Raw genomic sequence first — 20,946 nt, forward strand, 5'->3', positions numbered from 1 at the left:
TCGTAGTGCCGGTCCCCGACCACCCGAATCATGAAGATTTTCCTCATCCTGTCCATTGTGCTGTGCCGACACGCCACGAGAACCATCGAGTGTGCCGAGGCCGTGTTACGTCAAGCGGTTACTACTCAGCGGTTACTTCACCCCAGCAGGCGCGTGCTCGCAAACCCGGCGGTTCGAACTCACCTCACTTCGTGCCGCCGTCGGGCAGTCCGGGCAGCTCGAGTACGGTCTCGACCTGCGCCCATGCGGGTGCGACGGGGGTCGCGTCGAGTACCAGCGCCTGCAAGTCCGCTAACGCCTCCGGGTCACCGAGTTCGGGGAGCCGATGGCCGGCCGCGAACAGGTGGGTGACCCATTCCTCGGGCACATCGGCCGGTTCGGCCAGCACCACCGAGGCGCCCACCGCGCCCGCGCTCACCAATTCGATCAGCGCCAGCGCCGACTCGGGCGGCCCGTACTGGTACGTGCGGGACTCGAAGGTCAGCTCGCTGCCGGTGCGCACCCGGTGCACGGCCGCGGCCAGCGCGTCGTAGCTCAGTTCCGAACCCGCCACGTAGGCGGCGTCCTCACCGCGCAGCGCGCGGGTACGGCTGGCGTAGGTCACCGGCCGGGCCGATTCGGCGGCGATCTCGGCGGCCACCGCCGGATCGTCCAGCGACAGCCATTCGATGCCCTCCCCGGCGGCGGGGGCCGCACCGAGGGTCAGGCCCACCTTGACGTCCAGACCCGGTGCGCCGGCAGCGGCCAGCGGCACCAGCGCGGCACCCGCCTGCAGTACCGCCCACGTCGCCACGGCGAGCTCGACGCCGCGATCCAGCCGCAGCGCCACCCCGGTACCCGGACCGCTGCCGCGCGCGATCAGCACCCGGGCCAGGCGCGCGGATCGAGCGGCGAGTTCCTCGTAGCTCACCGCGTCCTCGCCCCACACCAGCGCGGGGCCCTCGGGATCGTCGTCGGCCGCGGTGACGAGCACCTGGCTCAGCGCCGCGCCCCGGGTGCGGCCGACCGCGGGCTCGGCGGCCTCGGCCGCCACGGCGCCGCGCTCGCGCTCCTGCTCGTCGAGAATGTCGATGTCGCCGACCGTGATCTGCGAATCCGCGGCCACCGCCGCCAGGATCCGCTCCAGCCGCCGCCCGAACGAGCGCACCGTCGCCTCGTCGAAAAGGTCGGTGGCATAGGAGAACACGATCCCGAGATCACCGAAGTCGCCGTCCACCGCCGGGCGGGGCTCGACGCCGATCTGCAGATCGAACTTCGCCACGGTGAGGCCGGAGTCCAGGGCCGAGACCGTCAGCCCGGGCAGTTCCACCACCGGCTGCTCGGTGTTGAGCAGCGAAAGCACCACCTGCAGCAGCGGATTTGCGGCGCCGCGGCCCGCGGCCGCCACCTCGGCGACGCGCTCGAACGGCACGTCGGCGTTGGCGAAGGCGGACAGGTCGGCCTCGCGCGCCTGCTCGACCAGGGCGTCGAACGGCGCGGTGGGATCGACCACCGTGCGCAGGGTGAGGGTATTGACGAACATGCCGACCAGATCGTCCAGAGCGCGTTCACCGCGGCCGGCGACCGCGGTGCCGACCGCGATGTCGTTGCCGCCGGACAGCCGGGCCAGCAGCACCGCCAGCGCCGCGTGCACCACCATGAACAGCGAGGCGTTGTGCCGGCGGGCGATGCGGTTCAGATCGGCGTGCACCGCGGCGGGAACCGTGGTGTCCACCAGCGCGCCGCGCATGCTCGACACCGCGGGCCGCGGCCGGTCCAGCGGCAGCACCGGGGCATCGGGCAGCCCGGCCAGGCGCTCCCGCCAGAACGCCAATTGCTGTGCCGCACGCGAGTTCTCGTCGTCGTCGGTACCGATCACGGTGCGCTGCCACACGGCGAAGTCGCCGTACTGCACGGTCAGCGGCGTCCAGCCCGGCGTCGCACCGGCGGTGCGGGCCAGGTACGCGGTCATCAGATCGCGGGCCAGCGGCGCCATCGACGAGCCGTCGGCGGCGATGTGATGCGCGACCAGCACCAGCAGGTGGTCCTCGGGATCGGTGCCGGTGAGCAGGCGTACCCGCACCGGAACCTGTGCCGCGACATCGAATCCGGCCGAGGCCAGTTCCACCAGTCGCGCCGGGACATCGGCCATGCGCTCGGTCTCGAGACCGCGCGGCAGAACGTCGGCGACCGAGAGGATCTCCTGGTACGCCGGTGCGCCGGGCGCGGATTCCGGGTACCGGGTGCGCAAAACCTCGTGCCGCAGCAGCACGTCCTCCGCCGCCTGCCGCAGCGCGGCCACATCCAGCGCGCCGGTCAGGCGAATGGCCATCGGGATGTTGTAGGCCGGGGAGTCGGGATCGAACTGGTTGAGCACCCACATGCGCTGCTGCGCCAGCGACAGCGGCAGCCGCTCCGGGCGCTGCGCGGCCACCAGCGGCGGCCGCGCACCGGCGCCCGCGCCGGGCACGATGCGCGCGGCCAGCCCGGCCACGGTGGAGGTCTCGAACAGCTCCCGCACCGCCACATCGGCGTTCAGCGCCTCGTTGACCCGGGCGACCGCCCGCGTCGCGACCAGCGAGTTGCCGCCGAGTTCGAAGAAGTCGTCATCGGCGCCGACCCGCTGGGCTCCGAGCAGATCGGCGAACACCTGCGCCACGATCTCCTCGATCGGCGTCGCGGGCGCGCGGAAGACCTTGGCCTCGAACACCGGTGCGGGCAGGGCCTTGCGATCCAGCTTGCCCGAGGCGTTCAGCGGGAAGGCGTCCAGCACCACGATGGCGGCGGGCACCATGTAACCCGGCAGCGTGCGCGACAGCGCGGATTCCAGTGCGGCGGTGTCGATCACCGCGCCGGCGTCCGGAATCACGTACCCGACCAGGCGATCCCCGGCGTGGGCATCGGCGCGCACCACGACCACCGACTGCGCGACGCCCGGCTGCGCCAGCAGCGCCGCCTCGATCTCGCCGAGTTCGATGCGCAGACCGCGCAGCTTGACCTGGAAGTCGGTGCGGCCCAGGTATTCCAGCTCACCCGCGCCGGTCCACTTCACCAGATCGCCGGTGCGGTACATCCGCTCGCCGTCGACGAAGGGATCGGCCAGGAAGCGATCCGCGGTCAGATCCGGGCGGCGCACGTAGCCGCGCGCCAGCTGCGCGCCGGCCAGGTAGAGCTCGCCCGCGACGCCGACCGGAACCGGGACCAGTCGCGAATCCAGCACGTACACGCGGGTATTGAAGACCGGGCGGCCGATCGGCACCGACACCGTGTCAGCGGCGGTGACCTCGTGGTACGTGACGTCGACCGCGGCTTCGGTCGGGCCGTACAGGTTGTGCAGGCGCGCACCGGTCAGCTCGCGCAGGCGCTGCGCGGTGGGCGCGGGCAGCGCCTCACCCGAGGCGAAGACGTGCCGCAGGCGCAGACCGGTGCTCCCGGCGTCGAGCCCGGCCACGAACACCGCGAGCATGGACGGCACGAAATGCGCCGTGGTGATGCCCGTTTCGGCGATGACCCGGGCCAGGTAGGCCGGATCCCGGTGACCGTCCGGGGCGGCGACCACCAGGCGCGCGCCGACCTGCAACGGCCAGAAGAACTCCCAGACCGACACGTCGAAGGTCGCCGGGGTCTTCTGCAGCACCGCGTCGTCGGCGGTGAGACCGTATTCGGCCTGCATCCACACCAGGCGGTTCACGATCGCGGCGTGCGAGACCGCGACGCCCTTGGGGCGGCCCGTGGACCCGGAGGTGAAGATGACGTACGCGGTGTTCTCCGGCCGCAAGGGGGCCGTGCGCTCGGCATCGGTCAGCGGCGCGCCGCTGTGGCCCGCCGCCGCGCGTTCGAGTTCCTCGACCAGCGCGGCGTCGGCGGCGGTGAACTCGTCGCGCGCGGTGCTCAGCACCAGGCGGGGCTGCGCCGTCTCGAGGATGTGGGCGACGCGGTCCAGCGGCTGATCCGGATCCAGCGGCACGTAGGCCGCACCGGTCCGCAGCACCGCGTACATGGCGACCACCAATTCGGTGGAGCGCCGAATGGCCAGGGCCACCAGCGATTCGGGGCCGGCACCCGCGGTGCGCACCAGTTCGCGAGCCAGCCGGCTCGACCGCTCGGCCAGTTCCCGGTAGGTGAGCCGCTCGTCCTCGAAGACCAGCGCCACCGCGTCGGGGGTGGCCGCGGCCTGCTCGTCGAAACGCGACACCAGGGTCGCGGCGGGCACATCGACCGCGGTCGCGTTCCAGTCGTGCAGCACGCGCGCCCGCTCACCGACGCCGAACAGATCGATGTCGCCGACCGCCGCGTTCGGATCCGCGCTCACCGCGGCCAGAATCCGCGCGAAGCGATTCGCGAAGCCCGCGATCGTCGACTCGTCGAAAAGATCCAGCGCGTAGGAGAACTCGGCGGCCAGGCCGGTGGCGTCGCCGCGCTCGTCCATCTCTTCCTGCACGGTGAGCTGCAGGTCGAACTTGGCGAACGGCACCTCGAGATCGGCGCCGGACACGCTCAGGCCCGGCAGCTCCAGCCGGGTCGGAGCCAGGTTCTGGAACGCCAGCATCACCTGGAACAGCGGATTGCGGGCCTGCGAGCGTGCCGGATCGAGCAGTTCCACCAGGCGCTCGAAGGGCACGTCGGCGTGCCCGAAGGCACGCACGTCGTTCTCACGCACCTGGGCCAGCAGCTGATCGAACGAACTCGCGCCGTCGACCTCGGTGCGCAGCACCAGGGTGTTGACGAACATGCCGATCAGATCGTCCAATTCGGCTTCGCCGCGACCGGCCACGGGCGTGCCGACCGCGATGTCGCCGGTGCCCGACAGGCGCGCCAGCAGCACCGTCAGCGCCGCGTGCACGACCATGAACAGCGTCGAATTGCGGCTCTCGGCCAACCGGCGCGCGGCGGCGTACACATCGTCGGCGAGCGTGAACCGGTACGTCCCACCGCGATACGAGGCGACCGGGGGCCGCGGGCGATCCGCCGGCAGCACCAGTTCATCGGGCAGATCGGCCAGGGTCTCGCGCCAGAACGCGATCTGCCGGGCCAGCACCGACGTCTCGTCGTCCTCGCGGCCGAGCGTTTCCCGTTGCCACACCGCGTAATCGGCGTACTGCACGGCCAGTGGCGACCACGACGGCGCGACACCGCGCGCGCGTTCGGCGTAGGCGGTCACCAGATCCCGGGTCAGCGGGCCCATGGAGAAGCCGTCGGCGGCGATGTGGTGCACCACGCACACCAGCACGTGCTCCCGCGCACCGATGCGCAGCACCCGCAGGCGAATCGGCGGCGCGGTGGTCACGTCGAACCCGCCCGCCACGACCTCGCCGACGCGCGCGCGGATATCGGCGACCTCGATGTCGAGCACCTCGAGACCGGGCACCGCGCGCGGATCGTTCAGCGGCAGCACCTGCTGGAAGCCCTCGCCGTCGACCTCCGGGTAGATCGTGCGCAGCACCTCGTGCCGCTGCACCAGATCCCTTGCCGCGGCACGCAACGCGTCGATGTCGATGTCGCCGGTCAGGCGCACCGCCAGCGGAATGTTGTCCACCGCGCTGCTGGGATCGAAGCGGTTGAGGAACCACATGCGCTGCTGGGCGAACGACAGCGGCACCCGCTCGGGACGCGCCAGCGTGCCGAGCGCGGGACCGGTGACCGCGACGCTCTCGAGCTCCAGGCGCTGCGCCAGCGCGCTCACCGAGGACGCCTCGAACAGCACGTGCACCGGCACCCGCACGCCGAGGGCGTTGCCGATGCGCGCGGTGGCCTGGGTCGCCAGCAGCGAGTTGCCGCCGAGTTCGAAGAAGTCGTCGTCCGCGCCGACCCGCACCGGCTCCTCGGCCTCGGGCGGGGTCAGCAGCGCCGAGAACACCTCGGCGATGGCCTGTTCGGCGGCGGTGCCGGGGGCCCGGAAGGCCCGCGCGTTGAACTCGGGTTCGGGCAGGCGCGCGCGATCGAGCTTGCCCACCGGATTCAGCGGGATCTCGTCCAGCACCATGAGCGCGGCCGGAACCATGTACGCGGGCAACGACTCTCCCGCGAACGCGGCCAGCGCGGCGGTGTCCACCGTCGCGCCCGGACGCGGCAGCACGTAGGAGACCAGGGCGGCCGCGCCGGTCGGCAGGGTGACCCCGAGGGTGGCCGCGTAGTCGATGTCGGGATGCGAGGCGAGCACGGCGTCGATCTCACCGAGCTCGATGCGCAGACCGCGAATCTTGACCTGGAAGTCCGAGCGGCCGTGATACTCGAAATTGCCGCTGTCCAAGCGCTTCACGAGATCGCCGGTGCGGTACAGGCGCGATCCGGCCTCACCGTTCTCGGCGGTGCCGAACGGGCTGGCCACGTAGCGTTCGGCGGTCAGGCTCGGCCGATACAGATAACCCTGTGCCAGACCGGGTCCCGAGAGGTACAGCTCGCCGACCACGCCCGCGGGCACGGGCCGCAGCCGCGCGTCCAGCACGTAGGCGCCGATGCCGGGGATGGCGGCGCCGATGTGCTCGGGATCGCCGGGGGTGAGCACCTCGGTGCCGACCGAGATCGCGGTGACCTCGGTCGGGCCGTACTCGATATAGAAGGAGCGGGTCGGCGAGGACCAGCGGTCCACCAGATTGGTGCTGACCCGCTCGCCGCCGCACATGATGGCCGCGAGATCGTCCAGCCCGGCCGGATCGATGGATTCGAGTACCGCGGGGGTGATGCACATGTGCGTCACGCGCTCCCGGCGCAGCACCTCCGCCAGCTCGGGCCCGCCGAAGACGGTCGGCGGCACCACGACCAGCGTCGCCCCGGCGGTGAACGCCATGAGCATCTCGACCAGGGAGAAGTCGAAGCTCGGGGTGGTCAGCTGGGAGACCCGCGATTCGCCGGTGACCCCGCGGCGCTCGCGCATGGCGGTGGCCAGGTGCGCGATGCCCGCGTGCGTGGTCGCCACGCCCTTGGGCTTACCGGTGGAACCGGAGGTGTAGATGATCCAGGCCAGATGCTGTTCGGCGAGCGGGCGCACCCGGTCGGCGTAGGAGACCGGATGCGCGGGATGCGCGGCGATGGCCGCGGCCAGGTCCGGATCGTCGAGTTCGAGCCAGGTCGACGCGTCGTCCAGCCCGGCCCGGTGTGCCCGCAGCGTCAGACCGAAGTCGGCGCGGGAGTCGGTGAGGATGTGCTCGATGCGGTCGACCGGATAGGACGGATCGACCGGCAGGTACGCCGCCCCGGTCTTGGCGATGCTCCACATGGCGAGCACCGATTCCACCGACCGGGTGATCGCCATGGCCACCACGTCGCCCGGTCCGACACCGCGGGCGATGAGCTCGCGCGCGACGCGGGAGGACTGCTCGTCCAATTCGCGGTAGGTCAGCTCCCGCTGATCCTCGGGGGCGCCCGTCGGATTGAACGAGATGGCGACGGTATCGGCCGCGGACTCGACCGCGGCGGTGAGAAGCTGCCCGAAAAGAGGGCTGCCGGACCGACGCCGACGATTACCGCGAGCTGTACGGCGGGCAGTATCCATTCGAGTGCATTCACCTCTCGGGTATAGCTTGGTCCGCGCGCCGAAACCCTTCGGCCAACCCACACGGAACCCCGGTCGACTACGGGGCCGGCGGACCGAGCAATCATATCGGGCTCGCGGAGCCGCGATAACGGCTCGAGCTCAGTGACTATCGGTGAGCAGGTCAGGGCGTTGCAGCCATGTGATCTGCACCACAAAGGGTTACAGCCACCCCCGGCGGGTGGCCTGCACCCCGGCCTGGAAGCGCGTGCTGGCGCCGAGGCGTTCCAGCAGACTCGCGGTCCGGCGGACGACGGTGCGCCGGGACAGGCCCAGGCGGCGGGCGATGGTGTCGTCGGTCGCGCCCATGCTCATGAGCGTGAGGATGGCGCGATCGCGTTCGTCCAGTGACTCGGCGGGATTCACCGAGACCGGGGTGGCCATCGACCACAGCGCGTCGAAGGTCTTGACCAGCAGATCGAGGGTCGGCGACGGGCCGACGCGCACGCCCATGGGATCACCGCGCCGCTCATCGGTGTGCAGGACGAGCACCGCGCGGCGATCATCGGCCAGGATGATCTTCATCGGCGGATCGGGCAGCGTGCGCGCCTGCGCGCCGACCGCGTTGGTGGCCAGCACATGTCGCAGTCGTTCGGCGTCCTGGTAGATCGTCTCCTGGTACAGCGTGCGGTAGTCGATGCCCGCGGTGATGCGCGCGGACTTGAGTTCGAACAGTCGCTCCTCGGTGTCCACATCGGACAGGAAGGGCCCGCGCTCCACGACTTTCACGCAGTGATGCGCGGTGTGCTGCAGATCCTCGAAATCGGCGAGCAGTTGCCGGCGTTCGTAGACCGCCACCACGGCGCCGTCGGCATCGGTGGTGCGGCGCACCGAACGGAAGGTCTCGCCCAATCTCGCGGCGGCGGACTGCATGCGCAGCATGTCGGAGTTGCGGCGGCGAGTCTCGGCCTCGGACAGGGCTTCCGGGGCGTGTGCGTCCCAGCGCACGGTGCCGTTGCTCTCGGTGAGACGCACCGCGGCTTCGAGTCGGCACAGCGCGTCCAGCGCGGCCTCGGCCACGGGCGGCGGGCACGCGAGCCGCTCGGCGACTTCGCGCGTGGTCGACCGGGGATGCTGGACGAGGGCCGCGTACGCGCGCCCGTGCAGCGAAGCCGGGTCGAACAGGTCATCCAGCGTTGTCACCGCGCCCACCGGCGATCGCCGGTCCGGGAAGCTCCCGTTCGCAGGGGCGGGTGCACGCTCTACTGACCCGGGCCCCACTGCTGCTGCATGATGACGCCCTTGCTGGCCAGCCACGGCAGCGGATCCATCTTGCCGCCGGCCGCGTCCCAGATCTCCAGGTGCAGGTGCGGGCCGGTGGACTGGCCGCGGTTGCCGACGGTGGCGATGACGTCACCGGCGTTCACGCGCTGACCGGCGTTGACCAGCATGTCGTTCACGTGGCCGTAGACGGCGATGGTGCCGTCGTCCTGCTGCACGCGGACCCAGAGGCCGAAGCCCGAGGCCGGGCCGGCCTCGATCACGGTGCCGCTCATGACCGAATGAATGGGAGCGCCGAGCTGATCGGCGAAGTCGACGCCGTAGTGCATCGCGCCCCAGCGGGCGCCGAAGCCGGAGGAGATGACACCGGCGACCGGGCGCACGGCTGCGGCGGGGGCGAACTGCTGCTGCAGCTGCTTGAGGGTCGATTCGGCCTGCGCGAGCGGGCCGGAGATCTCGGGCGGCAGATTCTGCAGGCCGAAGGGCGCGGGCGCGGCGGCGATCGGCGCGGCGTTGGCGTCGGCGACCGGGGCCTGCTCGGCGACGGGCGCGGCGGCCGGAACGGCGGCCTGCTTGAGGGATTCGGAGGCGTCGGCGAGCGCGATGTCCTCGGCGACCGACTTCTCCTCGTGATTGGGGAGCAGCGGCGCGGCGTGCGCGAGGGCCGGAACCAGCTGGGACGCGGTGCCGAGCAGCGCGCCGGCGGCGACCGCGGCGCCGGCCACGGTCTTCACGCGATCGGCGGTGGTCGGGTCGGCCCGATGCCGGCGACGACGTGCGGCGACGTCAACGCGCCCCGCACCAGAATCACCAAGCAAGTCCATAACGGATACGGAGTCTGCGGTCTCTCTGTGGTGCGGCAAAGCTCGTCCTAGCGTTCGGGGATCCGGTAACGATTCGGCATCGCTGTGATGGAAACTGTACTCGCCCGTGACCATTCCGCAACCTTGGATCGCGTTTACGAATGTGCTAGGGGGCGACGCGCGCATTGCCCGTTACCGTCGGGGCACACTGGTGCCGTGCTACTCGACACGCTCGACACACCGATTGTTCTGGCCCCGATGGCGGGCGGGCCGTCCACTCCCGAGCTGGCAGCGGCGGTTTCGGACGCGGGCGGACTGGGATTCCTGGCCGCCGGATACCTCTCCGCTACGGACCTTGCCGACCGCGTGCGGCAGACGCGAGCGCTCACTCGCGCGCCCTTCGGCGTGAATCTTTTCTTCCCCTCCGAGCCCTCGCCGCCCGAGCGATTCGCCGCCTATGTCACGGAACTGGGTCACGACTTCGCAGTCGGGGAGCCGCGGTACGACAGCGACGACTGGGCCGCCAAGATCGAGTCGCTGATCGCCGATCCGGTGCCGGTCGTCTCCACCACCTTCGGCTGTCCGTCGGCGGCCGAGATCGAGCGGCTGCACGCGGCCGGGAGCGAGGTCTGGGTGACGGTCACCTCCGTGCCCGAAGCCCGGCACGCGTGCGCGGCCGGCGCGGACGCGGTCATCGCGCAGGGCGCCGAGGCGGGCGGCCATCGCGGCAGCTTCACCGATCGGCCGGAGGACGACACCGCCGACCCGCTCGGCCTGCTCGCGCTGATCCAGCTGCTCGTGCCGGAGGTGGACCGGCCGATCATCGCCGCCGGCGGTATCGCGACCGGAGCGGGCCTGGCGGCCGCGCTCACCGCGGGCGCCCGCGCCGGGCAGATCGGCACGGCTTTTCTGCGCTGCCCCGAGGCCGGTACCGCCCCGCTGGTGCGCGCGGCCATCACGCGCCGGTCCCCCACGATGCTGACGCGCGCCTTCACCGGACGCCTCGCGCGCGGCCTCCGCAATCGCTTCATGCTCGACCATCGCGACGCGCCCGCCGCCTACCCGGAAATCCATTACGCCACCGGGCCTTTGCGCGCCGCAGCACGCGCGTCGGGCAATGCGGAAGAAGTGAATCTCTGGGCAGGTCAAGCACATTCGCTCGCGCCCGAGCTACCGGCCCGCGAGCTGGTCCGGCAACTGTCCGGCGACGCGAAAAGTGCTCTGGAACGGGTACTTTCGCTTCGAATTCAGGGTTGTTGACAACCTTTGTCGATTAGACTTTCGCTCACACCATCCGCCATCCCATGAGGAGAGCGATATGTCACTCGATGTACCCACCGCACTACTCGAGCGCGCCGAACGCGGTGAAGTCAGCGACGAGGAATTCGTCGAATGTGTTCGGGTTTCCCTGCCCTACGCCTACGAGGTGGTCAGCCGGGTGGCGGCCGATCTGCGTTCGGGCACCGAGGAATACGCCGACAACGTCATCCCGCCGCCGGATGAGACGGCCCGCGGCCAACTGCTGCGCGCCATGGCCTCCGATGCCATCCGCGGCGGGCTGGAGCGCCACTTCAACATCAAGTTGGCGTTCCAGAACTGCCATCGGGTCGCGGCCTTCCCGGTGACCTCGGCGGGCGGGGACACCTACAACACCTTCGTCTCCACCCGCGCGCAGCTGCTCAACCAGAGCCCGGAACTGCGCAACTGCTGAGGCGAGTGCTCGCCGAATCGGCGCGTCCGGGGTTCCGGACGCGCCGATTCGCTTGCGGCTCAATATTTTTCAGTAGTCAGCGCGGATAGTCCGCGATGGCCCGCATGCGATGCTTGCGCAGCTCGCGGCGTACCAGCCAGCAACACCCCGCGGTGGGCACGTGGAACACCACGTTGATGGCCACTCGCGTGCCGATGCTCTGATCACCGGCGAACAGCCCGAAGACGCAGACCAGCGACAGAAACCCGAAGAACGCCGTGCACACACCGAGCACGATCCACCAGGACAGCTGACCGAGGCGATTGGCGGGCTTGGGCCTGCCGGGCGGCAGGGGGGTGCCGTGGCCCAGGGGCTGTCCGGCCGCGGCCGACGGGTAGGGGGACCCGGGGATCGGATTTCGCGCCGGGGGCGGTGGATACCGCAGCGGCGCCGACGATCCGGGCGACGCCACGGCCTGCGCATAGCCGTACTCGGGCGCGGCAGCGCCGTAACCCATGGGGCTCCAGTGCATGTGCGATCCAGCCGCCGTGGCGGGTAGCGGCGCGGCGGGGTACGGCTGCGCGGGCGGCGGATCGGGATACGAGGGCGCGGCGGAATAGGCCGGCGCCGCGTACGGCCGGGGGTTCTCCGCGGGCATCGGGCGCGGCGGGGTGGGCGCCCGCCCGGGCGCGGTCTGTTCGCGCAGGGCCGCCCGCGCGGCGGCGGCCAATTCCCCCGCGGTATCGAAGCGCTGACCGGGATCCTTCGCGAGGCCCCGCGTGATGACCTCGTCCAACCGCGCGGGTACCGCCGCGTTGTGGCCGGAGGCGCGCGGCGGGGGCGCGGTCAGGTGCGAGAGCATCTGCTGCGCCGGATCGGTGTCGCCGAACGGACGGCGCGCGGTCAGGCATTCGTAGAGCACACAGGCGAGCGAATACACGTCCGAGGGAATGCCGCCCTCGCCCGAGAAGCGTTCGGGCGCCATGTATCCCCAGGTGCCCACGGCGCCGCCGGTGGACGTGAGCGCCGTCTGCCCGGCGCCGCGCGCGAGGCCGAAGTCGATGAGGTAGACGAAACCGTTGGGCAGCAACAGGGTGTTGGACGGCTTGATGTCGCGGTGCACCAGGCCCGCGTCGTGCGCGACGTCCAGCGCCTCGGCCAGCTGGCCGACGATGTCCACCGCCATGGTCACCGCCAGCGGCCCGCGATCGTGCAGCACCTGCGCCAGATCCACGCCGTCGACCAGTTCCATGTCGATGAACAGCCGGCCGTCGAGTTCGCCGAAATTGTGGATGGGCACCACATGTGGGCCGCGCAGCTTGGCGGCGAGCCGCGCCTCGCGCTCGAACCGCTGCCGATAGTCGGCGTCGTTCGCGAGTTCGGAGGGCAGCACCTTCAGCGCGACATCGCGGCCCATGCGGGTGTCGTACGCGAGCCAGACCTGGCCCATACCGCCCTGCCCGAGCAACTCCTCGAGCCGATAGTGGCCGAGCTTGCCATCCCCCAACACCTGTCCTCCAATTACGGCACCGCCTGACGCGCAGGCTCAGCATACGATCGGAAGGCACGACAGCAGAGTCAGTCTTTCGAGGAGTTTGTGTGGCCAGCGACCAGTCAGCCGATACCTTCGACCTCTGGGATCGCGACGGCGACGGCCAGATCTCCGCCGACGACATCCTCGCCGGCATCACCGCGCTCGGCCTGGAGATCGATCCCGACGCGGTGCAGCGACTGGTGGCGGCCGCCGACACCGACGGCGACTTCCTGGTCTCCCGAGCGGAATTCGAGGCGGCGCGCCTCGGGCGCGATCCCGAGATCACCGACGCGGACGCCGCGTTCGATACCTTCGACGCGAACCGCAACGAGCTGCTGGAGCTCGACGAGCTCGAGTCGCTGCTGCGCACCTGCCCGGATCTGACGCACGAGAGCGCGGAATCGCTGTTGGCGGCGGCGGATTCGGATGGGGACGGGCGGTTGTCGCGGGCGGAGTTCGCCGCGCTACTGGCCCGGTTGGCGGGGTAGCCGGTTCGACGCTTCGCGTGGAGGACGAATCACCCTGCGACACAAGCTTATTCGCCGATGTCGCCTATTCGGTTTCGTCGCGTTCTTCCACTGCTTCCCACCGCGGTACCCCGCCGATGACTCGCACCCCGACTCGCGGCACGACCGCGTCCTCGGCCGCGGTTTCCACCGACGGCGGCAGCGGGCGCGGCGTTTCCGCGCTCAGGTTGCGGTGCAGCGAGCACGTGCATTCCGCGTCCAGCGGCGCGGGACAGAAGCCGGTCATCTTGATCAGCAGCCGCATGTCGGCGACGTCGATCCGCCACCACCAATATTTGTCCCACTCCGAGTGTTCCGACTCCCAGCAGTCATGGGAGAAGTGCTCGACCACGCCGCCGCCGCAGGCGGCGCACCGCCCGATCTCGGTGTAGTCGAAGACGGCCGCGTGCGCGGGCTGGCCGTGCGGCACCCCGCGTCGTTCGAGCAGGAGGATCCGCGTGAGAAGCGGGTCGGCACAACATCGGGCTGCCATGACCCCATTGTGGCGCGCCCGGGGCAGCACAGGCCCGCCGCGATGAACTCCGGTGGCGTGCGGGCCGATGCTGCCCTGCGAATCTCGGCCGCAGCGTGAATCCGCGATCAGAACCGGAACGTCAGCGGGGCGGCGGGGCGGCCCGCGTAGAGCTGGAGGGAGGTGGGGATCAGGGCGGGCTCGAAAGTGGCTGACACCTGCGACCATTCGGTGCGGTCGGGAGTCGCGGGCGCGTCCAGGCGCGCCAGGCGGATGCGGCGCAGGTCGTCCGCGCCGATCGTGTCGGTGGTGGAGGTCTCCGCGGAGAGCCAGGTTCCGGAGCCGGTGAACTCGATCCACGGGTTGGCCAGGGCGATCTCGCCCAGGTGGAAGCGGGTCGAGGCGACCACGGTGCCGCGGTAGCGGAGTTCGCCCAGGCCCGTCGCGGGGTCGATGGCGGCCTCGTCGAGTTCGAAGGTCAGCGACTTGTCGCGGACCGCGGCGCCGTTCGTACCGGACATCGAGCCCTGGAGCGGGCCGGTGACGGTGTCGGCGAACCCGGGAGCCAGGGCCCAGGTCAGGTCGGCGGACGGCGGCTCCGGGGTGTTCGGGCCGGGCGCGGGGTCGTAGCGGACGGGCACCGCGAGCTCCTGGGCCGGGTTCACCGATTCGGCGGCGGCGTAGGTGTAGACGCCGAAGACCGCGTCGGCGGGGACCTTGCTCGGCTGGACCACGTCGAGCACCGCGGTGAAGGTGCCGTCCGCGGCCAGGGGAACCCACTGGTTGCGGATGGTGCGCTGCAGATCGAAGGGCGCCCGGGGGACCTGGTTCAGGGCGGACTCGCCCAGGATCCATTGCACCGCCGCGCGATTGACCCCGCGGGACGCGGTGGGCGCACCGGTGGAGGGACGCCAGTCGGGGGCGAAGCCGCCGAAGGTCACGAAGGTGCCGTGCGGGACGCCGGGCGGGACGGGCACCGGCAGGCCGTCGGTGTTGGCCGCGGGGTCGAAGCCGCGGCCGCGCACCACGATCCTGTCGCCGGGATGCACCACGGTGTCACCGAGTGGCGTCGTGCCGTCCACCGCGAACAGTTCGATGGCGGGGGCGGGTTCGGCCGCGGCGGGCACGGCCAGCGCGACCGCGCCGCCCGCCATCGTCACGACGGCGAGCGCGGCGGCGGCCAGCCGGCTCCGGATGCGACCCAGCGACACTGTGCTCATAAGGGGACCCTAACCCGACGCGAAAATGCCCAGGTTCAAGGGGTATTTTCGGGGCGATGGCAGACGCTCGAACCCGCGCCGAACGGCCCGCTCACGCCCGACAACCCGCTCACGCCCGACGGTCGGGAACGCTCGCGCCCTCAGACCTCGAGCAGTTTGCGTTTGAGCACCTTGCCCGTGGGGTTGCGGGGTAGCTCGCCCAGGAACACCACCTCGCGGGGCACCTTGTAGCGGGCGAGGTTCGTCTTCACGAATTCGCGGGTGTCCTCGGCGCTGAGCGAATGTCCCTCGTGCACAACCACGAACGCCTTGAGCCGCGCACCGAAGGTCTCGTCCGGGACGCCGACGACGGCGGCCTCGCGAACGGCCGGATGGGTGTGCAGCAACTCCTCCACCTCGCCCGGGAAGACGTTCTCGCCACCGGAGACGATCATGTCGTCGTCGCGGCCGTCGATGAAAAGCCTTCCCTCGGAGTCGAAGTGGCCGACATCGCCGGAGGACATGAGGCCGCGGATGACCTCCTTGTGCCCGCCGCCAGTGTAGCCCTCGAACTGGATGACGTTGCCGACGAAGACGCGGCCGGTCGTGCCGGTGGGAACGCGGCGGCCGTTCTCGTCCAGGATCCGGACGCGGGCGCCGAGCACGGGGCGCCCGACGCAGCCGGGTTCGGCGGCCAGATCCTCGGGGCCGGCGACCGTGGCGTACGCGACCTCCGTCGATCCGTACAGGTTGTAGACCACCGGACCGAAGGCCGCGGTGACCTCGCGGCACAGCTGGGCGCCCAGCTGCGAGCCCGCGACGAAGATGATGCGCAGCGCGGAGAGATCCCTGCCGGTCAGTGCGCGACCACCCAGGTCGACCATGCGCGCGAGCATGACCGGCACCACGATCATGGTGGTGGCGCCGTGCTCGGCCGCGCTGTCGATGGCGGCCTGCGGGTCGAAGCGGCGGCGCACGACGAGGGTGGAGCCGAAGCCGAGGGCCAGCATGGCGGAGGCGAAGCCGAGGGTGTGGAACATCGGCGCGCAGCACTCGGTCACCTCCTTCGCGCGGAACGGCACCCGGGACAGCAGACCACCCAGGGCGGCAAGGGATTTCGGCTCGGGCCGGGGGGCGCCCTTGGGGGTGCCGGTGGTGCCGGAGGTCAGCAGGATGATCTTGGGTTCCACGCCGGGCGCGGGTGGCGCGGCCGAGGAGCCGATGTCGATCAGCCACTCCAGGCTGTCTTCGCGCGGATCGTCGGTCCAGGCCCGGTAGCTGCCCCGGCGCGGGGTGACCCCGTCGAGCATGTGCGCGTACTCGTCGTCGTAGACGAGCAGGTCGGTGCCCTCGCGGGTCGCGACGTCGCGGATCTGCGGACCGGCGAAATCGGTGTTGAGCAGGATGATTCGGGCACCGCACTTGGCCGCGGCGAAGGTGGCGTCCAGCAGGCCGCGGTGGTTGCGGGCCAGGATCGCCACGCCCTCGCGCGGTTCGAGGCCGCGCTCGCGCCAGGCGTTGGCCAGCCGGTTGGAGCGGTCCTCCAGCTCGGCGAAGGTCAGCGAGCCGAGTTCGTCGATGAGCGCGGTGCGCCCGCCGTACCGGGCGGCCGACAGCCGGAGACCGGCGGCCAGCGTGCCGTACCGCAGCATGGCGGTGGCGGCGGCCAGCAGGACCGTCGGGGATTCGACCCGGGCCAGCCCGGCCTCCATGATCAGGCGGGCCGACTCCACCTCGGTATAGGCCCGCTCCCCCACCGCGCGAATCAGGCCGAGAGTCATGCGCGCACCCCGTTCGCCGGACCGGCCGGACGGTACGCCGCCCGCGATTGTCCCTGCGCCCCTGCTGATTCCAACCGGACCTCCTCGTCCACCCCCGCCGGCTGCCACCGGCGACCGCGGGCGTGCGCCCGCGAAAACAACCGTACGACCGCGAGCCCTCGAACGGAATGGCTCGGCGAACCTCGCACCCCGCCGCGCCGCGAAACCCGCTCCCGGCGGGTCCCGCCACGACGCGGAAAAGCCCGCCCCGGATACACCGGGACGGGCGTGACCTGCGCGTCGAGCGAGAATCCGGACCGTCAGTAGTCCAGTCCCCGCGGCGACCGGACTACAGCGCGGTGACCGTCAGCTCGCCGTCGGCGTACTGCGCCCGCAGCCGCTTCTTGTCGAACTTGCCCACCGAGGTCTTGGGCACCTCGGCGATGAACGTCCAATACTCGGGCAGCTGCCACTTGGCGAACTTGTCCGCCAGGAAGTCGCGCAGCTCTTCGGGCTTGGCCTCGGCGCCCTCCGCGAGCACGACGGCGACCAGCGGGCGCTCGTCCCACTTCTCGTCCGGGATGCCGATGACCGCGGCCTCCGCGACGGCCGGGTGGCCGACGACGGCGTTCTCCAGATCTACCGAGGAGATCCATTCGCCACCGGACTTGATGACGTCCTTGGACCGGTCGACGAGGGTGAGGAAGCCGTTGGGGCTGATCTTGCCGACGTCACCGGTGCGCAGCCAGCCGTCGTCGAACTTGTCCGGATCGACCTCGGCGCCGGTCGGCGAGTAGTACGAGCCGGTGATCCACGGGCCCTTCACCTCCAGCTCACCCAGTGCCACACCGTCGTTGGGGACGACGTTGCCGTCGTCGCCGACCAGGCGCGCCTGCACCCCGGCGGGGAATCGGCCCTGGGTGTAGCGGTAGGCCCATTCCTCGTCGCCCTCCGCGCTGGCGGGAGCGTGCGCGACCGAGCCGAGCGGCGAGGTCTCGGTCATGCCCCACGCGTGCAGCAGGCGCACACCGTGCTTGGCCTGGAACGCCTGCATCATGGACGGCGGCACCGCGGCGCCGCCGACCACGCAGGTGCGCAGGTGCGAGATGTCCTGCGGCTGAGCCTGCAGACCCGCGAGCACGCCGCCCCAGATGGTCGGCACCGCGGCGGCGAAGGTCGGCTTGACCGCGGCCATCATCTCCAGCAGCGGCCCGGGCTGCAGGAAGCGGTCGGGCATCAGCAGATTCGCGCCGGACATCATGGCCGCGTACGGCAGGCCCCAGGCGTTGGCGTGGAACAGCGGCACGATGGCGAGCACGGTGTCGGCCTCGGAGAAGCCCATGCCGTTGGGCGCGCAGACCTGCATGGCGTGCAGGAAGTTCGAGCGGTGCGAGTAGACGACGCCCTTGGGATCTCCGGTCGTGCCGGAGGTGTAGCACATGCCCGCGGCCGAACGCTCGTCCACGACCGGGAAGTCGTAGGTGTCCGGCTGGGCCGCCAGCAGTTCGCTGTACGAGTGCACCTGCACGCCCTCGGGGGCGGTGAGCGCGCTCGCGTCGCCGTTGGCCACGATGACGTGGCGGACGGTCTTCAGGTTCGGCAGGTACTGCTCGAACATCGGCAGCAGCGTGCCGTCCACGATGACGACCTGGTCCTCGGCGTGGTTGGCCACGTAGACCAGCTGCTCGGGGAACAGGCGAATGTTCAGCGCGTGCAGCACCGCGCCCATGGCGGGGACCGCCACGTACACGACCATGTGCTCGTTGTTGTTCCACATGAAGGTGCCGACCCGGTCGCCCTCGCCGATGCCCAGGTCACGCAGGGCGTTGGCGAGACGGGCGGCGTCCGCGCCGATCTCCCGGAAAGTCTGGGTGCGCACGCCGTCGCCGGTCCAGGTCGAAATGGTGCTCTCGCCCTGGAAGGTGCTCGCGTAGCGCAGCAGCGTAGCGAGTGACAGCTGCTCGTCTTGCATGGTGCTCAACATTTCCCAACCGCTCCCTTGCACGTTTCCTCGCGACCGTGAACCAGGTCACTTATCCGGCAGAATAGTCGAATCGGACAGAGCTGTGACCTCGGGTAACCGATTTAGTGTTACCCGCAGTAACTGATGGCGGGGTGACCGCAGACACACACGGCCGGTCGGAACGGAAAAACGACTGCGGGCGGCGAACCCCACCTTCGCCGCCCGCAGCCTGTCGCCGACCCGCCGCCGCGTGAACGACGACCGGCCGGCCTCGAAGTCCCGGAGAAGATCGACGGCTACGACGCCCCCTGCGGCGCCGCAGAATAGCCAATCACTAACCAGGACAAGCAAATTGGAGCACAGTCTTCCGTGAATATAGGTAAGGCGGCCGCGCGGTGTCCAGTCGGCGACAGCGGCGCAGGTCAGACGCCGCTCACCGATCCGAAAACCCGGCTGTGAGGTCGCCGCGCCGGACTCCCGGCAAACATTTTCGACCCCGACCGGCGCAAGGTGGCCGAAAATATCGATTCAGTGTCCGGGTATGTCTTTCTGACCAGCACCGATACCCAATACTGTCGGGTTATGAATCGTGAGCCGTCCATCCTCATCATCGGCGCCGGGTTCGCCGGACTCGGCATGGCGCTGGAGTTGCAGCGCCACGGCCTGTCCAATTTCACGATCCTGGAGAAGGCCGCCGACCTGGGCGGGGTGTGGCGGGAGAACACCTACCCGGGTGCCGCCTGCGATGTGCCCTCGCCCCTGTACTCGTGGTCGTTCGAGCCGAAATCCGATTGGCCGCGCCGCTTCTCGCACCAGGCCGATATCCACGCTTACATGCGCGATGTCGCCGAGAAGCACCGGCTGCCCGAGAAGATCGAATTCGGGGTCGAGGTGACCGAGGCGGAATTCGATGAGCGCAACGGCATCTGGCGTGTCCGCACCGCCGACGGCAACACCCACATCGCCGACATCCTCATTCCCGCCGTGGGTCAGCTCTCCCGCCCGGCGATGCCGAATCTGCCCGGCATCGACAGCTTCACCGGCGCGGCCTTCCACTCCGCGGAGTGGGATCACTCGGTCGACCTGACCGGTAAGCGGGTGGCGTGCATCGGCACCGGAGCCAGTGCCATTCAGTACATTCCGGCCATTCAGCCGACGGTCGAGCATCTGACGCTGTTCCAGCGTTCGGCCGCGTGGGTGCTGCCGAAGTTCGACACCGAGTACACCGCGCTGCACCACACGCTGTTCGAGCGCGTCCCCGTCACCCGGCTCGCCGAGCGCTTCGCGATCTGGGGCTTCTTCGAGGTACTTGCGCTGGCGCTGACCGACATCCCGGCCATGAAGACCCCGGTGATCGCGATCGCGGACCGCCATCGCGAGAAGCAGGTGCCCGATGCGGCCCTGCGCGCCAAGCTGACTCCCGATTACGCGGCGGGCTGCAAGCGCGGGCTGTTCTCCAACGAGTACTTCCCGGCGCTGGGCCGGCCCAACGTCCACGTGGAGACCACCGCCATCGAGGCGGTGACCCCGACCGGCATCCGCACCGCGGACGGCGTGGAACACCCGGTGGACGTCATCGTCTACGGCACCGGCTTCAAGGGCACCGAATTCCTTGCGCCCATGAACATCTACGGCCTGGGCGGCCGCAAGCTGATCGATCAGTGGACCCCCGAGGGCGCCCGCGCGTACCTGGGCATGTCGGTGCCGGAGTTCCCGAACATGTTCATGATGTACGGCCCGAACACCAATGTGGGTTCCGGTTCGATCATCTACATGCTGGAGTCGCAGGCCCGCTACATCCGCCAGGTCGCGCAGTACCTGGCGGGCAAGCCCGGTGGCTACCTGTCCGCGCGCGCCGAGGCGGAGCAGTCCTGGGACGACTGGCTGCAGAAGCGCCTGAAGGACACCCCCTGGAACTTCTGCTCGAGCTGGTACCGCAACGCCTCGGGCCGGATCACCAACAACTGGCCCGGCGCGACGGTCCTGTTCCGTTGGAAGACAAAATCTTTCAACCCCGCCGACTTCGAGGAGCAGCGCGCCGACCGCCGCTGACACCCCGGCGGCGCGCCGTACGCGGCCGCGCCGCCCCGATTCGATGCTGTCCACGGGCCCCGGACCAGGTAGACTCCCCGACGTCCGGCTCGGTACCCCACCGCACCGGCCCAGCCTTCGTAGCTCAGGGGATAGAGCAACCCTCTCCTAAAGGGTAGGTCGCAGGTTCGATTCCTGCCGAGGGCACCACCGATGACCGAGGCTCGGCCCGATGCCCTGAAGGGCACAGGTTCGAT

12 protein-coding genes and 1 tRNA gene are annotated in these 20,946 nt (G+C 70.4%); 5 read left to right on the forward strand and 8 right to left on the reverse strand.

What is annotated here, in order from left to right; all coding sequences use genetic code 11:
- Positions 1 to 184: 184 nt before the first annotated feature.
- The 3 genes from ACWDOP_RS05085 to ACWDOP_RS05095 form a co-directional block, all read right to left on the reverse strand.
- The gene (locus ACWDOP_RS05085; protein ID WP_456343989.1) at positions 185 to 7,471 is read right to left on the reverse strand and encodes an amino acid adenylation domain-containing protein; all 7,287 of its coding nucleotides are present in this window, start codon (positions 7,469 to 7,471) and stop codon (positions 185 to 187) included.
- Between the two features lie 201 nt (positions 7,472 to 7,672).
- The gene (locus tag ACWDOP_RS05090; protein ID WP_456343990.1) at positions 7,673 to 8,653 is read right to left on the reverse strand and encodes a helix-turn-helix transcriptional regulator; all 981 of its coding nucleotides are present in this window, start codon (positions 8,651 to 8,653) and stop codon (positions 7,673 to 7,675) included.
- A 59-nt stretch (positions 8,654 to 8,712) separates the two neighbouring features.
- Entirely contained in the window at positions 8,713 to 9,465 is a 753-nt protein-coding gene (locus ACWDOP_RS05095; RefSeq protein ID WP_456343991.1) for a M23 family metallopeptidase, read from the reverse strand.
- Positions 9,466 to 9,750: 285 nt separating this feature from the next.
- Between ACWDOP_RS05095 and ACWDOP_RS05100 the strand changes: the two genes are divergently transcribed.
- Both ACWDOP_RS05100 and ACWDOP_RS05105 read left to right on the forward strand, forming a co-directional pair.
- Positions 9,751 to 10,794 carry a nitronate monooxygenase gene (locus tag ACWDOP_RS05100; protein WP_456343992.1) on the forward strand — a complete coding sequence of 348 codons (1,044 nt, stop codon included), beginning with the start codon at positions 9,751 to 9,753 and terminating at the stop codon, positions 10,792 to 10,794.
- A gap of 58 nt (positions 10,795 to 10,852) precedes the next feature.
- Positions 10,853 to 11,245 carry an SCO5389 family protein gene (locus ACWDOP_RS05105; protein ID WP_454206435.1) on the forward strand — a complete coding sequence of 131 codons (393 nt, stop codon included), beginning with the start codon at positions 10,853 to 10,855 and terminating at the stop codon, positions 11,243 to 11,245.
- A gap of 76 nt (positions 11,246 to 11,321) precedes the next feature.
- On the opposite strand, the gene ACWDOP_RS05110 is transcribed toward ACWDOP_RS05105, so the two are convergent.
- The gene (locus tag ACWDOP_RS05110; RefSeq protein WP_456343993.1) at positions 11,322 to 12,734 is read right to left on the reverse strand and encodes a serine/threonine-protein kinase; all 1,413 of its coding nucleotides are present in this window, start codon (positions 12,732 to 12,734) and stop codon (positions 11,322 to 11,324) included.
- An 89-nt stretch (positions 12,735 to 12,823) separates the two neighbouring features.
- On the opposite strand from ACWDOP_RS05110, the gene ACWDOP_RS05115 reads away from it, so the two are divergent.
- Positions 12,824 to 13,246: an EF-hand domain-containing protein gene (locus ACWDOP_RS05115; RefSeq protein ID WP_454208744.1), complete on the forward strand. Its 423-nt coding sequence runs from the start codon at positions 12,824 to 12,826 to the stop codon at positions 13,244 to 13,246.
- Positions 13,247 to 13,310: 64 nt separating this feature from the next.
- Here the strand turns inward: ACWDOP_RS05115 and ACWDOP_RS05120 are convergent, their stop codons facing one another.
- The 4 genes from ACWDOP_RS05120 to ACWDOP_RS05135 all read right to left on the reverse strand — a co-directional run bounded on the left by ACWDOP_RS05120 (position 13,311) and on the right by ACWDOP_RS05135 (position 18,679).
- Complete coding sequence (locus ACWDOP_RS05120) at positions 13,311 to 13,757, reverse strand: hypothetical protein (RefSeq protein ID WP_456343994.1); 447 nt, start codon at positions 13,755 to 13,757, stop codon at positions 13,311 to 13,313.
- Between the two features lie 107 nt (positions 13,758 to 13,864).
- Entirely contained in the window at positions 13,865 to 14,956 is a 1,092-nt protein-coding gene (locus ACWDOP_RS05125) for an HtaA domain-containing protein (RefSeq protein ID WP_456343995.1), read from the reverse strand.
- A 140-nt stretch (positions 14,957 to 15,096) separates the two neighbouring features.
- Positions 15,097 to 16,716 (reverse strand): acyl-CoA synthetase, encoded by a 1,620-nt coding sequence (locus ACWDOP_RS05130; RefSeq protein ID WP_456343996.1) that lies wholly within the window; start codon positions 16,714 to 16,716, stop codon positions 15,097 to 15,099.
- A 328-nt stretch (positions 16,717 to 17,044) separates the two neighbouring features.
- Positions 17,045 to 18,679, reverse strand: coding sequence for a long-chain fatty acid--CoA ligase (locus ACWDOP_RS05135; RefSeq protein WP_456343997.1), 1,635 nt, complete (start codon positions 18,677 to 18,679; stop codon positions 17,045 to 17,047).
- Between the two features lie 561 nt (positions 18,680 to 19,240).
- On the opposite strand from ACWDOP_RS05135, the gene ACWDOP_RS05140 reads away from it, so the two are divergent.
- Positions 19,241 to 20,710: a flavin-containing monooxygenase gene (locus tag ACWDOP_RS05140; RefSeq protein WP_456343998.1), complete on the forward strand. Its 1,470-nt coding sequence runs from the start codon at positions 19,241 to 19,243 to the stop codon at positions 20,708 to 20,710.
- Between the two features lie 113 nt (positions 20,711 to 20,823).
- A tRNA-Arg gene (locus tag ACWDOP_RS05145) sits at positions 20,824 to 20,899 on the forward strand.
- The last annotated feature ends 47 nt before the right edge of the window (positions 20,900 to 20,946 follow it).

The sequence above is a fragment of the Nocardia sp. NPDC003693 genome (genome assembly GCF_053981095.1).

Coding starts and splice junctions, on each gene's coding strand:
- ACWDOP_RS05085 (WP_456343989.1), bottom strand. CDS start 7,471: ATGGATACTGCCCGCCGTACAGCTCGCGGTAATCGTCGGCGTCGGTCC.
- ACWDOP_RS05105 (WP_454206435.1), top strand. CDS start 10,853: ATGTCACTCGATGTACCCACCGCACTACTCGAGCGCGCCGAACGCGGT.
- ACWDOP_RS05120 (WP_456343994.1), bottom strand. CDS start 13,757: ATGGCAGCCCGATGTTGTGCCGACCCGCTTCTCACGCGGATCCTCCTG.
- ACWDOP_RS05125 (WP_456343995.1), bottom strand. CDS start 14,956: ATGAGCACAGTGTCGCTGGGTCGCATCCGGAGCCGGCTGGCCGCCGCC.
- ACWDOP_RS05130 (WP_456343996.1), bottom strand. CDS start 16,716: ATGACTCTCGGCCTGATTCGCGCGGTGGGGGAGCGGGCCTATACCGAG.
- ACWDOP_RS05135 (WP_456343997.1), bottom strand. CDS start 18,679: ATGTTGAGCACCATGCAAGACGAGCAGCTGTCACTCGCTACGCTGCTG.
- ACWDOP_RS05140 (WP_456343998.1), top strand. CDS start 19,241: ATGAATCGTGAGCCGTCCATCCTCATCATCGGCGCCGGGTTCGCCGGA.